Source organism: Pseudomonas sp. LBUM1668 (assembly GCF_059695715.1).
In genome coordinates, this window is sequence record NZ_CP166787.1 from 502,603 (window position 1) to 517,824 (window position 15,222).

Annotated in this window: 12 protein-coding genes; all 12 read left to right on the forward strand. The window is 59.7% G+C overall.

The annotated features are described in order from the left end of the window. Positions 1–217 precede the first annotated feature (217 nt). The 12 genes from ACA061_RS02230 to ACA061_RS02285 all read left to right on the forward strand — a co-directional run bounded on the left by ACA061_RS02230 (position 218) and on the right by ACA061_RS02285 (position 15,222). Positions 218–343 (forward strand): hypothetical protein, encoded by a 126-nt coding sequence (locus ACA061_RS02230; protein ID WP_263596704.1) that lies wholly within the window; start codon positions 218–220, stop codon positions 341–343. Further along, positions 340–3,279, forward strand: coding sequence for a bifunctional [glutamate--ammonia ligase]-adenylyl-L-tyrosine phosphorylase/[glutamate--ammonia-ligase] adenylyltransferase (gene glnE / locus ACA061_RS02235; RefSeq protein WP_497300484.1), 2,940 nt, complete (start codon positions 340–342; stop codon positions 3,277–3,279). The genes ACA061_RS02230 and glnE overlap by 4 nt, the downstream gene beginning before the upstream one ends. A gap of 464 nt (positions 3,280–3,743) precedes the next feature. Continuing rightward, the gene (waaF, locus tag ACA061_RS02240; RefSeq protein ID WP_150602686.1) at positions 3,744–4,778 is read left to right on the forward strand and encodes a lipopolysaccharide heptosyltransferase II; all 1,035 of its coding nucleotides are present in this window, start codon (positions 3,744–3,746) and stop codon (positions 4,776–4,778) included. Position 4,779: 1 nt separating this feature from the next. Then, a complete protein-coding gene (gene waaC / locus ACA061_RS02245) occupies positions 4,780–5,841 on the forward strand; it encodes a lipopolysaccharide heptosyltransferase I (protein ID WP_497300485.1) in 1,062 nt (353 codons plus the stop codon). Then, positions 5,841–6,962 (forward strand): glycosyltransferase family 4 protein, encoded by a 1,122-nt coding sequence (locus ACA061_RS02250; RefSeq protein WP_497300486.1) that lies wholly within the window; start codon positions 5,841–5,843, stop codon positions 6,960–6,962. Before waaC ends, ACA061_RS02250 begins: the two co-directional genes overlap by 1 nt. Continuing rightward, positions 6,963–7,769 carry a lipopolysaccharide core heptose(I) kinase RfaP gene (rfaP, locus tag ACA061_RS02255; protein WP_150617535.1) on the forward strand — a complete coding sequence of 269 codons (807 nt, stop codon included), beginning with the start codon at positions 6,963–6,965 and terminating at the stop codon, positions 7,767–7,769. Beyond that, positions 7,769–8,503 (forward strand): lipopolysaccharide kinase InaA family protein, encoded by a 735-nt coding sequence (locus ACA061_RS02260; RefSeq protein WP_150617536.1) that lies wholly within the window; start codon positions 7,769–7,771, stop codon positions 8,501–8,503. Before rfaP ends, ACA061_RS02260 begins: the two co-directional genes overlap by 1 nt. Next, positions 8,500–9,252: a lipopolysaccharide kinase InaA family protein gene (locus tag ACA061_RS02265; RefSeq protein ID WP_150617537.1), complete on the forward strand. Its 753-nt coding sequence runs from the start codon at positions 8,500–8,502 to the stop codon at positions 9,250–9,252. Before ACA061_RS02260 ends, ACA061_RS02265 begins: the two co-directional genes overlap by 4 nt. Continuing rightward, a complete protein-coding gene (locus ACA061_RS02270; RefSeq protein WP_497300487.1) occupies positions 9,252–10,703 on the forward strand; it encodes a lipopolysaccharide kinase InaA family protein in 1,452 nt (483 codons plus the stop codon). The genes ACA061_RS02265 and ACA061_RS02270 overlap by 1 nt, the downstream gene beginning before the upstream one ends. Positions 10,704–11,052: 349 nt before the next feature. Next, complete coding sequence (locus tag ACA061_RS02275) at positions 11,053–12,807, forward strand: carbamoyltransferase family protein (protein WP_047299460.1); 1,755 nt, start codon at positions 11,053–11,055, stop codon at positions 12,805–12,807. Then, complete coding sequence (locus ACA061_RS02280) at positions 12,800–13,708, forward strand: glycosyltransferase family 2 protein (RefSeq protein WP_210701180.1); 909 nt, start codon at positions 12,800–12,802, stop codon at positions 13,706–13,708. The genes ACA061_RS02275 and ACA061_RS02280 overlap by 8 nt, the downstream gene beginning before the upstream one ends. A 143-nt stretch (positions 13,709–13,851) precedes the next feature. Continuing rightward, the gene (locus tag ACA061_RS02285) at positions 13,852–15,222 is read left to right on the forward strand and encodes a hypothetical protein (protein ID WP_497300488.1); all 1,371 of its coding nucleotides are present in this window, start codon (positions 13,852–13,854) and stop codon (positions 15,220–15,222) included.

The window sequence follows — 15,222 nt, forward strand, 5'->3', positions numbered from 1 at the left end:
TTGCGACTGGCCTTGTGGGCAGACGATTTAAAATTCTTGGATTGCCGTCAGGTTGTTCCGGCGGCGTGTAGTTTTACTACAAATCTTCCGGCATTTCAGCCTTTCGAATGTATAGACGAGTAGTAAAACTACAGATGAAAGGCTTGTGGCCTCCGACTACGTTGTGAGAATAATCGTTAAGGTTGGTCGATTACCATCCGAAAAAGGTGAAAGTTTGATGCTGGCTGCCAAAGAAAAAGAAATTTCAGCTATTTCTAACTTTTGTTCGACAGTCCTTCAGGTAGCGGGTTTTCACCGTTCACTACAAGCGGCCATTTACACGCCGATCAAGGATAGACCATGACCCTGCCCGTGCTTGCCGAACTGCCCGCCATTCTCCTGCCGTTGGTCACTCGATCCGAGCAGTCGTTCCGTACGGCCGTCGCCGCGCTTGAAGACGATCATGGCTTCTCGAACTGGACATCCGAACGCTGGGCGCAATTTGCCCGCGTCACCGGCGCCAGCGAGTTCGTCATTGAACAGAGCGTTCGTGACCCTTTGATGTTACTGACGCTGGTGCAGTCCGGTGAGCTCGACCGGCCGTTTGCGCCCGGTGAGTTGTGCGCGCAAATAGCCGCTGCAGTGGATGCCGCCCAGACTGAAGATGAACTCGGCCGCGTCCTGCGCCGTCAGCGCGCACGCCATCAGGTGCGGATCATCTGGCGTGATCTGACCCGCCAGGCCGATCTGGTGCAGACCTGTCGTGATCTGTCGGACATGGCCGATGCCTCCATCGATCAAGCCTACCAATGGTTGTACAGCCGCCATTGTCAGCAGTTCGGCACGCCAACCGGGCGTCGCAGCGGTTTGCCGCAGCAGATGGTCATCCTCGGCATGGGCAAGCTCGGCGCCGTTGAATTGAACCTGTCCTCGGACATCGACCTGATCTTCGCCTACCCCGAGGGCGGCGAAACCGTTGGCGTGAAGCGCGCGCTGGATAATCAGGAATTCTTCATCCGCCTCGGCCAGCGCCTGATCAAGGCGCTGGACCCGATGACCGTCGATGGCTTCGTGTTCCGTGTCGACATGCGTCTGCGTCCGTACGGTTCATCGGGCGCGCTGGTGCTGAGCTTCAATGCGCTGGAGCAGTATTACCAGGATCAGGGTCGCGACTGGGAACGCTACGCGATGATCAAGGCGCGCGTGGTGGCCGGCGATCAAGTGGCCGGCGCACAGTTGCTCGACATGCTGCGGCCGTTCGTTTACCGGCGTTATCTGGACTTCTCGGCAATCGAAGCGCTGCGCACCATGAAGCAGCTGATTCAGCAGGAAGTCCGGCGCAAAGGTATGGCCGACAACATCAAGCTCGGATCGGGCGGGATCCGCGAGGTCGAGTTCATCGCACAGGCTTTTCAGCTGATCCACGGCGGGCGCGATCTGAGTCTGCAACAGCGTCCTCTATTAAAGGTGTTGAGCACGCTGGAAGGTCAGGGTTATCTGCCACCCGCGGTGATCAGCGAGTTGCGCGAGGGGTATGAGTTTCTGCGTTACACCGAGCACGCGATCCAGGCGATTGCCGACCGCCAGACTCAGATGCTGCCGGACGGCGCTCAGGATCAGGCGCGTATCGCGTTCATGCTCGGGTTTGCCGACTGGGAGGCCTTCCATGAAAAACTGATGTTCTGGCGCGGCCGGGTGGCCTGGCACTTTGCACAGGTGATCGCTGATCCTGATGAGGAAGAGGGCACCGAAAGCGAAGTGGTGGTTGGCGGTGAATGGCTGCCGCTGTGGGAAGAGGCGCAGGACGAAGAGGCTGCCTGCCGTCAGTTGGAGGAGGGCGGCTTCAGCGATGCGCCGAAAGCGCTGAAGGCCTTGGCCGGGCTGCGCGGCAGTCCGCAACTGCGGGCGATGCAGCGTCTGGGACGCGAACGTCTGGATTTATTCATCCCGCGCCTGATCGCCCAAGCGGTTGAGCATGACAACCCCGATCTGGTGCTTGAGCGTGTGCTGCCACTGGTTGAAGCGGTGGCGCGGCGCTCGGCGTACCTGGTGTTGCTGACGGAAAACCCTGGTGCGCTGCGTCGTTTGTTGACGTTGTGTGCAGCGAGCCCGTGGATTGCCGAGCAGATCACCCGCTTCCCGCTGTTGCTCGATGAATTGCTCAACGAAGGGCGCTTGTTCAAACCGCCATTGGCGCCGGAACTCGCTGCTGAATTGCGCGAGCGCCTGACGCGGATTCCCGAAGACGACCTCGAACAACAGATGGAAGCCCTGCGCCATTTCAAACTGGCGCACCGCTTGCGCGTCGCCGCATCGGAAATCGCCGGCAGTTTGCCGCTGATGAAGGTCAGCGACTATCTGACCTGGCTGGCCGAGGCGATTCTTGCGCAAGTGCTGGCGCTGGCCTGGCGCCAGACCGTGGCCAAGTACGGCACGCCGTTGCGTACCGACGGTACGTTGTGCGATCCCGGGTTCATCATTGTCGGTTACGGCAAAGTCGGCGGCCTGGAACTGGGGCATGGTTCGGACCTCGATCTGGTGTTCATTCACGACGGCGATCCGCAGGCCGAAACCGATGGCCCGAAACCGATTGATGGCGCGCAATTCTTCACGCGGCTGGGGCAGCGGATCATCCACTTGCTGACGGCGCAGACCAACTCCGGTCAGCTTTATGAAGTGGATATGCGCTTGCGGCCGTCCGGTGCATCGGGGTTGCTGGTCAGTTCGCTCGGCGCTTTTGCCCGCTATCAGGAAAACGAAGCCTGGACGTGGGAGCATCAGGCGCTGGTGCGGGCGCGGGTGCTGGTTGGCAGTCAGGATGTCGGGCAGGCCTTCGAGAAGGTCCGCGCCCAGGTACTGGGCAAAACCCGGGACCTGGCCAAGCTGCAACAGGAAGTCAGCGAGATGCGCGCGAAGATGCGCGACAACCTCGGCAGCAAGAGCACCGCAGCCGGCACAGCGGCAAACGCCTTCGAGGCCACGGCGCCGTTCGACCTCAAGCAGGACGCCGGAGGTATCGTCGATATTGAATTTATGGTGCAATACGCGGCTCTGGCGTGGTCGCAAAGCCACCCGCCATTGCTGCGCTGGACCGATAACATCCGCATCCTGGAAGAGCTGGAACACGAAGGGCTGATGCCTGCCGAAGATGCCAGTCTGTTGCGTGAGGCCTATAAAGCCTACCGCTCGGCCGCCCACCGGCAGGCCTTGCAGAAGGACGCCGGGGTGATTGCCGGCGACCAGTTTGCCGAAGAGCGTCGGCAGGTATTGCGGATATGGAAAGAGATGGGGCTAAGCTGATTCGCAGATATGTGAATGAATGCGAAACCCTGTAGGAGTGAGCCTGCTCGCGATAGCGGAGTGTCAGACAACATCGATGTTGAATGTGACGGCCCCATCGCGAGCAGGCTTGCTCCCACAGTAGATCTGCGGTGAATCGCAGATATGTGAACGGATGCAAAACCCTGTGGGAGCTGGCTTGCCAGCGATAGCGGAGTATCAGACGACAATAATGTTGAATGTGACGACCCCATCGCGAGCAGGCTCACTCCTACAATAGATCTGCGGTGAGTCGCAGATGTGTGAACGGATGCAAAACCCTGTGGGAGCTGGCTTGCCAGCGATAGCGGAGTATCAGACGACAATAATGTTGAATGTGACGACCCCGTCGCGAGCAGGCTCGCTCCCACAGTAGATCTACAGTGTTTGTAGAATTCTCGAGGCGGGGAGGCGTAATGCCTCCCCGGTTCGTTTTTGGAAACCACATGAATATTCTGATCGTTGGGCCCAGTTGGGTCGGTGACATGGTGATGGCGCAGACACTGTTTCAGTGTCTCAAGCAGCGCCACCCGCAATGCGAAATCGACGTGCTGGCCCCCGAGTGGAGCCGGCCGATCCTTGAGCGCATGCCCGAAGTGCGCAAGGCCTTGAGCTTTCCGCTCGGCCATGGCGCGCTTGAATTGGCGACCCGTCGGCGGATCGGCAAGTCCCTGCGCGGCCAGTACGATCAGGCGATCCTGCTGCCCAACTCATTGAAGTCGGCGCTGGTGCCGTTCTTTGCCGGCATCCCGAAACGCACCGGCTGGCGCGGCGAGTTCCGCTATGGCCTGCTCAATGACGTGCGCACCCTCGATAAAGAGCGTTATCCGCTGATGATCGAGCGTTTCATGGCCTTGGCCTATGAACCGAACGCCGAACTGCCGAAACCGTATCCACGGCCAAGTCTGCAAATTGACCCGGTCACCCGCGAAGCGGCGCTGGCCAAGTTTGGCTTGAGCCTCGACCGCCCGGTGTTGGCCCTGTGTCCAGGCGCCGAGTTCGGCGAATCAAAACGTTGGCCATCCGAGCATTACGCCAAAGTCGCCGAAGCGCGAATTCGCGAAGGCTGGCAGGTGTGGCTGTTCGGCTCGAAAAACGATCACGCGGTCGGCGAAGACATCCGCGCGCGGCTGATTCCTGGCCTGCGTGAAGAGGCGGTGAATCTCAGCGGTGGCACCTCGTTGGCCGAAGCCATCGACCTGCTGTCCTGCGCCGACTCGGTAGTCTCCAACGACTCCGGCCTGATGCACGTCGCCGCCGCGCTGAACCGCCCGTTGGTGGCCGTTTATGGTTCGACCTCCCCGGGCTTTACCCCGCCGCTGGCCGAGCACGTCGAAATCGTCCGTTTGGGCCTCGATTGCAGCCCGTGCTTCGACCGAACCTGCCGTTTCGGCCATTACAACTGCCTGCGCCAGCTGATGCCGGACGCGGTCAACGATGCCTTGCAGAAGTTGCAGGGCTCAGTGGTCGAGGTTCATTAAGTTGCGGGTATTGCTGATCAAGACTTCTTCGCTGGGTGACGTGATTCACGCGTTGCCGGCGCTGACCGACGCGGCCCGGGCCATCCCCGGAATCAAGTTCGACTGGGTGGTGGAAGAAAGCTTCGCCGAGATTCCGACCTGGCACCCGGCCGTTGACAAAGTGATTCCGGTGGCGATCCGTCGCTGGCGCAAAAGTCTTTGGAAAACCATCACCAGCGGCGAGTGGAAACGCTTCAAGCAGAGCGTGCGCGCGAACAAATACGATTTGGTGATCGACGCACAGGGCTTGCTGAAAAGCGCCTGGCTGACCCGTTACGTCAAAGCTCCGGTGGCCGGTCTCGATAAAGGCTCGGCCCGGGAACCGATGGCTGCGCGATTCTATGATCGCAAACTGGCCGTGGCCCGTGGTCAACATGCCGTCGAGCGTGTGCGTCAGTTGTTCGCCATCGCCCTCGGATATGACCTGCCCAAAGGCTTGGGCGATTATGGTCTCAACGTCGAGCGTCTGGTCGAGCTGCCGCGCAAGAACGCCTTCGTGGTGTTCCTCCACGGTACGACGTGGGACACCAAACATTGGCCGGAAGCTTACTGGCGCGAGCTGACCGAGCGTGTCGGTTATCTCGGCGTCGGCGTGAAACTGCCATGGGGCAACCCACTGGAAAAGGCTCGTGCCGAACGCATCGCCGCCGGTTTCAAACACGCCGAAGTCCTGCCGAAGCTGAATCTGGCCGGTGTCGGCAAAGTCCTTGCCGGCGCACAAGCCTGTGTGGCGGTGGACACCGGTCTCGGCCACTTGGCGGCGGCGCTGGACGTGCCGACCATCTCGCTGTTCGGCCCGACCAACCCGGGCCTGACCGGCGCCTACGGCAAGTTGCAGATTCACATGGCCAGCGACTTTCCGTGCGCGCCGTGCCTGCAGAAAAAATGCACTTATCAACCGACCGAGCAGGATGCCCGTCAGTTTGACCTGAAGCGTGAACAGCCTCTGTGCTTCACGCGTCTGAACCCCGAGCGTGTCGCCAGCCGACTGAGCACGTTGTTAATGGCTGAGGAGCTGCGCTGATGCAATTGGCATTCGTCCTGTACAAATATTTCCCGTTCGGTGGCTTGCAGCGCGATTTCATGCGCATCGCCCTCGAATGTCAGAGGCGCGGCCACCAGATCCGCGTCTATACGCTGATCTGGGAAGGCGACGTGCCGCCCGGTTTCGAAGTGCTGGTGGCGCCGGTCAAGGCGTTTTTCAATCACCGTCGCAACGAAAAACTCACGGCATGGATGGAAGCGGACTTGGCCAAGCGCCCGGTGGATCGCCTGATCGGCTTCAACAAAATGCCAGGCCTGGACGTGTATTACGCCGCCGACGGTTGCTTCGAAGACAAGGCGCAGAACCTGCGCAATTCGCTGTACCGTCGCTGGGGCCGCTATCGCCACTTCGCCGAGTACGAGCGCGCGGTGTTTGCCAAAGAGGCGAAAACTGAAGTGCTGATGATTTCCGAAGTGCAGCAGCCGCTGTTCATCAAACACTACGACACGCCACTCGAGCGCTTCCATTTGCTGCCGCCGGGCATTGCCCAGGATCGTCGCCGTCCCGCGGATGCCGATGCGATTCGCGCCGGTTTCCGTGCCGAATTCAAGCTCAAGGACGACGACCTGCTACTGGTGCAAATCGGCTCCGGGTTCAAGACCAAAGGCGTCGATCGCAGCCTCAAAGCCCTGGCCGCATTGCCCGCCGAACTGAAGAAACGCACCCGGCTGTTTGTAATCGGCCAGGATGACCCCAAATTGTTCCAGATGCAGAGCGCCACTTTGGGCCTGGGCGACAACGTGACGTTCCTCAAGGGCCGCAGCGATATCCCGCGGTTCCTGCTCGGCGCCGATCTGTTGATCCACCCGGCGTACAACGAAAATACCGGTACAGTGCTGCTCGAAGCGCTGGTCGCAGGCCTGCCTGTGCTGGTCAGCGCGGTGTGCGGTTACGCCCACTACATTGCCGAGGCGGATGCCGGGCGAGTGCTGGACGAACCGTTCGATCAGGCGCAACTGACGCGATACCTGACCGATATGTTGAACGACGACGCTGCACGCGCGGCCTGGAGCCGCAATGGTCTGGCGTTCGCCGAAACGGCCGACCTTTACAGCATGCCGCAACATGCGGCGGATGTGATTCTGGCGGAGCACGCTTAAATGAAGTTGATGCTGGCTGAACCGTTCAAAAGCCTCTGGGCCGGACGCGATCCGTTCGCCGAAGTCGAGGGCTTGCAGGGCGAGGTGTATCGCGAGCTCGAAGCGCGCCGGACGCTGCGTACCGAAGTCGACGGCCATGGATTTTTTGTGAAGATCCATCGCGGCATCGGCTGGGGTGAGATCTTCAAGAACCTGCTGACCGCCAAGCTGCCGGTACTCGGCGCGGGTCAGGAATGGAAAGCCATCCAGCGCTTGCAGGAAGTCGGCGTGCCGACCATGACTGCCGTGGCGTATGGCGAAAAGGGCAGCAACCCGGCCGACCAGCATTCGTTCATCGTTACCGAAGAACTGGCGCCGACCATCAGCCTCGAAGACTTCAGCATCGACTGGGTCAAGCAGCCGCCGCAGCCAAAGCTCAAACGCGCGCTGATCGCCGAAGTGGCGCGCATGACTGGCATGATGCACCGCGCGGGCGTCAATCACCGCGACTGCTACATCTGCCACTTCCTGCTGCACACCGACAAACCGGTGACGGCGGATGATTTCAAGCTGTCGGTGATCGACCTGCACCGCGCCCAGACCCGCCCGAGAATCACGCAACGCTGGCGCAACAAGGATCTGGCGGCGCTGTACTTTTCCGCGCTGGATATTGGCCTGACCCGTCGCGACAAGTTGCGATTCCTCAAGGGCTATTTCCAGCAGCCGCTGCGGCAGATTCTGGCTGAAGAAGCGCCGCTGCTGAACTGGCTGGAAGGCAAAGCCAACAAGCTCTACGCGCGTAAACAGCGTTACGGGGATGCGCTCTGATGGCGGGTTGGACTCTTGAACCGCCGTACAGCGATCTGGCCGAAGATTTCGGCAGTCTGGAAGCCGTGTTTGCCCTGCAAGGCGAGCGGCTGACGCGCGATCCGCTGTCCGAAGTGGTTCGCGTGCAGCGCAACGGCATCAACTATTACGTCAAGCGCTACGTCGGCGCGGGCAAAGGCCTGCGCCGTTACCTCGGCAAACCGCGCGTCAAGATGGAGTGGCAGAACCTCAAGCGGTTCGCCAAGTGGGGTATTCCCACCGCTGAAGTGGTGGCGTGGGGGCTGGAGCGACGCGGCGCGGCTTACGACCGTGGCGCGATGATCACCCGCGAGCTGCCCAATACCGAAGACCTCGCCGCACTCGCCGAGCGCAAGGATCCCAAGCTCAAGGATCGCGCCTGGGTCGACGCCGTCAGCCAACAGTTGGCCGGTTATACGCGCACGATGCATGATCACCGTTTTACCCATAACGATTTGAAATGGCGCAATCTGTTGATCGACGACCAGTCGCGCATATTTCTGATTGATTGCCCCAATGGCGAGTTCTGGCGCGGCTTCTGGCTCAAGTATCGGATCACCAAAGATCTGGCCTGTCTCGACAAGCTCGCCAAATATCACCTGTCCAATACCCAACGCCTGCGCTTTTATATGCAATACCGCCAGTGCGATCGGCTGAACGCTGCCGACAAGAAACGGATTCGGCACGTGGTGAGATTTTTCGAGGGACGTGAATGACTGATTTTCTCGCCGATGAAGACCGTGCTTTGCTTGAACGCCACGGCTTGGGCACATTTGACGCCCTGTGGGCCAAACAACTTGAAGCGGTGGACGAGCCCAATACCGCGCGTGGCGGCTGGAGCAGCGTGTTCCGTCTGGATCTGGAAGGTCAGGGTTTCTACCTCAAACGCCAGAGCAACTACCTGACCCGCACCTTGCATGCGCCGTTCGGCGAGCCAAGCTTTGCTCGCGAATTTCGTAATATCAGCCGCTACCGCAAGCTCGGTATTCCGGCGCTGCAAGCGGCATTTTTCGGTGAGCGCAAAGTCGCAGGCGAAGTCCGCGCGATTCTGTTGACGCGAGCTCTGGATGGCTGGAGCGACCTGGAGTCGCTGCTTGCGCGCTGGTCGCAGCTCAGCACCGCGCAACAGTCGGCCATCCTCAAGGCCTGCGGGTTGCTGGCGCGGCAGCTGCACGGGGTGCGTCAGGTGCATGGCTGTTTCTACCCCAAACATATTTTTCTTCAGGCCAGCGGCGACGGGTATCAGGCGCAATTGATCGACCTGGAGAAAACCCGGCCGCTGTTGTTCGGCATGCGTGACCGGATCAAGGATCTGGAGCCGCTGCAGCGCCGCGCACCACAGTGGAGCGAGGCGCAACTGCGCGAGTTGCTGGCGGCTTATCTCGATCAGCCGATCGACAGTTCGCTGCTCGACAGCTGGCTCGCCCGGCTGACCGCGCGCCGTAGTCACAAGGAGACTCGCTGATGCAGTTGTCTGAGCTGGCCGCTGTCGGGCGTACCCCGCAACTGCCGCTGACCGTCACACTGGCCGATGCGGCCGGTGCCGCGGATTTGCAGTTGCTGAGCCTGCTGCGCGTGTTGCCGGGGCAACGTTACGTCGGTGCCGGCGTTTGGCGTGGTCGTCCGGTATTGGCCAAATTGCTGGTCGGCAGCAAGGCCGCTCGACATTTTCAGCGTGAACTGGAAGGCGTGCGCCTGTTGGCCGCACAAGGGCTGACGACACCGCTGCTGCTGGCCGATGGCCTGAAAAGCGGTGAGGATGGCTGGCTGCTGTTCGACTTCCTGGAAGGCGCGCAAAGTCTTGGCGATGCCTGGGCGCAAGTCGAGGCACTGCCGCCGCTGGCGGAGGAACAAACCGCGGTGCTGGCCGAGGCGCTTGCCGCCATTGGCCAGTTGCACGGCAAAGGGCTGTGGCAGGAAGACCTGCACCTGGACAATCTGCTGCGTCACGGCGGTAAGTTGTACCTGATCGACGGTGCCGGCATTTGCGTGGAAACCGCGGGTCAGCCGTTGTCGCGGCAAAAAGTCCTGGAAAATCTCGGCGTGTTTTTCGCCCAGTTGCCCAAGGCGTTGGAGCCGTTCACCGAAGAGCTGCTGGTGTATTACCTGTTGAGCAACAGCGAGCACGCTTTGCCGCTGGAAGCGTTACAGAAGCAGATCGACAAGGTGCGCCGCTGGCGCCTGAAGGATTACCTGATCAAGGTCGGGCGCGAATGCACGCTGTTCAGCGTCCGCCGTGGGGCGTTTGGTCTGCAAGCGATCCGGCGCGAGGAAGAAGCGGCCATGGTTCCGGTGCTTGAGCAGGCGGATGCCCTGCTTGATCGCGGCCATCTCTACAAGACCGGCGGCGCGGCAAGTGTCGGCAAGGTCGAAGTGGGGGCGCGCCAATTGGTGATCAAGCGCTACAACATCAAGGGCTTCGCGCATTGGCTCAAGCGGTTCTGGCGTCCGAGTCGTGCCTGGCACTCGTGGCGTGAAGGCAATCGCCTGATGTTTCTCGGGATTGCCACGCCCAAGCCGCTGGCGGTGCTGGAAAAGCGCTTCCTGTGGTTGCGCAGCCGCGCCTATCTGGTGACCGAGTTCCTGCCGGGACCGGACATCATCGAGCGCTTTGCGCCATACGTTGAAAGTGGCGAAGCACCGGAATCGGAGCTGCAGGCACTGGATCGGTTATTCGCTCGATTGATTGCCGAGCGCATCAGTCATGGCGATTTCAAGGGTCACAACCTGTTCTGGCACAACGACCGCTGGGCGCTGATCGATCTTGACTCGATGTGTCAGCACGGCTCGCCGGGAAGTTTTGCCCCGGCCTATGCGCGGGACCGGGCGCGATTCATGCGTAACTGGCCCGAGAGCAGCGCGCTGTATCAGATAATCGATCAGCGTTTGCCCAAACATATCTCGAGTGTTGTCTGAGTCGGGCGAGAGCGAAAGGGGCTTCTGAAATGTCTTACATTTTCTTCAGAAGCCATGAACTGTGCCCTCACCGGCCTCGGTGCTGATTTTAAGAGATTGTCGTCATTAGACCGGGACGAAAAATCGTACAACGCAGCACGACCGCGTCGGATATTTCGACGCATGGGCGGTTATTGAGTCAGCGGACAAGGAATATGCAAACCATTCACCCTGGGGCAATTCGCACAGGGTAATTCCCGTCACGTTTACGCTATAATCCCGCCCTTTAGCTGCCACTCGCCATTTGCGAGGGCGCATCAATTTTCAAGGCGCATCGCGCCTGCACGCAGACTAAAGAGGCTAGACCCCTGTGGCATTGACGATTCTTGGCCTGTCCGGCGCCCTTAGCCACGATCCTTCAGCAGCCTTGTACATCGACGGCAAGCTGGTGGCGGCGGCTGAAGAAGAGCGCTTCGTACGCGATAAGCATGCAAAGAACCGCATGCCCTACGAGTCGGCGAAGTTCTGTCTTGAACAGGCCGGCATCAAGCCGTCCGACGTCGACGTAGTCGCAATCCCTTTCGCACCGATCAGCCTGTTCGGCAAGGCCCGCTGGCACTATGCCAAGCGCTACTGGTACGCCCCGGACCGCGCGCTTGATGCGATCCTGATGGGTAACCGTCGCTACAAGCGCTATCGCAACAAGATCGTCTGGTGCCTTGAGCAGCTCGGTTTTGATCCGAAAAAGATCAAGATCGAACCGGTCGAGCACCATTTGGCCCACGCCTCCAGCGCTTACCACTGCTCCGGTTTCAAAGAGAAAACCGCGATCCTCGGTATCGACGGCAAGGGTGAATACGCGACGACCTTCTTCGGTTACGGCGAAAACGGCAAGATCCACAAGATCAAGGAATTCTTTGACCCGGACTCCCTCGGCGGCCTGTACGGCGCAATCACCGAGTTCCTCGGTTTCGAGATGCTCGACGGTGAGTTCAAGGTCATGGGCATGGCTCCCTATGGTGACGCCAGCAAATACGATTTCTCGCGTCTGGCCTCGTTCGAAAATGGCGAGTTGGTCATCAACACCGACTACGCCAACGTCATCGGCCTGCGTCGCTACAAAGAGAAGGGCAAGGGCTTCTACTTCTCGCCGAAGCTGATCGAGTGGCTGGGCCCGAAACGCGAAGGCGACATCGCTGACGAACCGTACATCCACTACGCCGCGAGCATGCAAGCGCTGTTCGAAAAACTGGCGTTGCAGATGATCGACCACTACCTGGGCGACGTGCTCAAGGAAACCGGCAAACTGGCTTTTGCCGGCGGCTGTGCGTTGAACGTCAAGCTGAACCAGAAAATCATCGCCCGCGATGACATCAAGGAACTGTTCGTGCAACCGGCGTCCGGCGATGCTGGCACCGCGGTCGGCGCAGCAGCCTATGTGTCCCACGCCCGTGGCGTACCGGTCGAGAAGATGGAGCACGTCTACCTCGGCCCGTCGTACAGCAACGAAGACGTGATCGCCGCGTGTGCCCGGCATGAGAGCAAGCCTGTCTGGCGCAAGCTCGACAACATGCCGGAGCAGATCGCCAAAATCATGGTCGAGGGCAATCCGGTGGCCTGGTTCCAGGGGCGCATGGAGTTCGGTCCGCGCGCACTGGGCGGTCGTTCGATCATTGGCTGCCCGAGCGTGGCCGGCGTAGCTGACCGCATCAACCACCAGATCAAGTTCCGCGAGCGCTGGAGGCCTTTCTGCCCGTCGATGCTCGACACCGTCGCCCCACAGATGATCAAGATCGATCACCCGGCGCCGTTCATGACGTTCACCTTCGAAGTGTCTGAAGAGTGGAAGACCCGTGTGCCGGAAGTTGTCCACGAAGATGGCACGTCTCGCGCCCAGGTGCTCAAGCGCGAATACAATCCGCGCTACTATGACATGATGAAAGCGCTGGAAAACCTGACTGGCAACGGCGTGTCGCTGAACACTTCGCTCAACCGTCGTGGCGAGCCGATGATCTGCTCGCCGACTGATGCGCTGAACATGTTTTTCGGCTCCGATCTGGAGTACCTGATCATGGAAGATATTCTGGTCGTCAAAGAGGGTGTAAAAGGATACGCAATTGACTGAAACACTGATCAGCGTCGTGATCCCCGTTTACAACTACGCGCGAACCCTGCCCCGCGCAGTGGAGTCGGTGTTGGCGCAGTTGGATGAAACGACGGTGGATTTACTGGTCATCGACGATGGGTCGACGGACGAGACGCCTGAGGTAGTGGAATCGCTATTGCTCAAGCATGGCGGGCGTTTTCGCGCGCTGCGCAAAAGCAATGGCGGGTTGTCTACGGTGCGCAATCGGGGGCTTGAAGAAACGACCGGGAAGTATCTGGTTTTTCTCGATTCCGACGACGAAATGGCACCCGGCGCACTGGCTGCGCTTGCGCAACATATTGCCAGCAACCCGCAAACCCGGATGGTCATTGGCGCGCATTGGTCGGTATTTGCCGACGGCAGGCGCAGCTTACAGACCGCCAAGCCCTTGCCGTTGACACCGCGGCAGCGTTTGCAGGGTTACCTGCTGGACAAGACCGTATCGATATCCAACGGCGCGTGCGCAATGCATCGCGATGTATTCGTTCCGGGCAATTACCCGGAACATTTGCGCAACGTTGAGGATCTGCCAGTGTTTGCCCAAGTGCTGGCGCGCTATCCTTGCACCGTCCTCGACAAACCCCTGGCACTTATCTACAAACATGCCGACAGCATGCGCCATGATTTGCGCCAAAGTCTTGCTGCCGGTACGGAGCAAGTCGTCAGCGAGGTATTTTCAAGTCGACGCATGCCAAAGGAGATGCACGACCTGCGTCAGGCCTTTCTGGCACAGCGCTGCTTGTCGCTGTTTCGCGATTGTTACTCACATGGCGAGTACAGCCTGGCCAAGGGCTTCTATTTTCAGGCGCTGCGTGCAGACTGGCGCACGTTTTCGCGCTGGTCCTACACTCGCAAGGCTTTGCGTCTGCTGTTTCGATAAATGGTCCGCCGTGACTGCGCGTACCTTGTGATGAGTGTTGGTGAGGTGGCTGGGTGAAAGGCAGGAGCGGGAAAGTGGGTACTCAGGTCGCCAGGATCATCGACGAATACCCGGTATGGCTGACATTTTTTGGCAGTTTGCTGTTGTCGCTGATAGCGGTCATGGGTACTGCGACAGTAGGGCGTGATGCCGCGCTTTACATCGATATCGCACAACAAGTCACCGAGCAGGGCCCCGATGTCGCCTGGGCCACTTTCGACTGGCCGTGGTTTTCCCTTCTGCTTGCCGCTACCCATTCCATCCTGCGGTTGCCATTGGAGCTGAGCGCCTACCTCTGGTGTGGCCTCTTCTTTGCTGGCATCAGCGCGTTGATGGTGGACTGCGTCCGTCAGCGTTCACCCGACATCACCCGGTGGGCCTGTCTTGTCATGCTGGCAATGCCTGCGGTCAATGCCTTTCGAAATGACATCATCCGTGAGTGCGGCTTCTGGTTTTTTTGCACGCTGGCGCTGTGGCTCGCGTTGCGCTGGCAGGCTCGTGGAGGCTGGTTGCGTGCGGCATTTATTCATATGGCAATTGTCGCGGCCGCCTTGTTTCGGCTGGAGGCGTTGTTGTTGATACCGGCGTTGGCGCTGTGGCAATTGCCCAACCTGTGGTCGTCGAGCCGACGCCTGTCGTTCATTCAGTTTTCATTGTTGCCGGTTATCGGGTTGCTGGTCGTCTCGGTGACAGGCGTGCTCTTGTCGGCGCGCGTGGTTCTTTATCTGGACATGATTGAGCCTCGCAGTGTGTTCGCCTCGTTCCAGATGCTCTGCGATCAGTTCGCTAATTCACTCATCAACAAGTATTCCCAGGATGAGGCGGGTCGGATCATTTTCTTCGGCATCCTTGCGACCATGACGATTACTTTCGTCAAGTTGATGGGGCCGTTCGCCGTCCCGTTCATTCTGCGGCGCAACTGGGGCGTGCTGGGTATCTACTGGCGCGACTATCGTCCCTTCGCCTGGGTAGCGATGCTCTACCTGGTGGTACTGGTACTGTTTTTTATCAAGCAACAGTTCATGAATGCGCGCTACATGAGTTTTCTGAACCTGATGTTTGTGCCTGTGCTGGCGATGGGGCTGGCAGCGTTTGTTCGCCAATTTCCGCGATTGGGCAAGGGGTTGGTGGTACTGGCGCTGCTGGTGATGCTATCGAACGTCATCTCCACCGGGGCCGGAAAAACCCACTATGTCGAGGCCGGCCGCTGGATGTCCTCCCATGTTGAATCGGACGCGCCGACTTACTTCACCGATGGGCGGATCAGCTATTACGCGGGGCGCGGCTACGTGTTGCCAGTCCTGACGCAGGAAGAGGCAATATCGCCAGCGCATGCTGGCGACTACCGTTATTTCGTGATCGAGGCGAAAGGTGACGAGCCATGGCTGAACGAGTGGCTGGCAGCACACAAGCTGCGCATCCTTGAGCATTTCGCCAATCGCAAAGGCGCGACCGTTGTGGTGATTGGTCGCTAG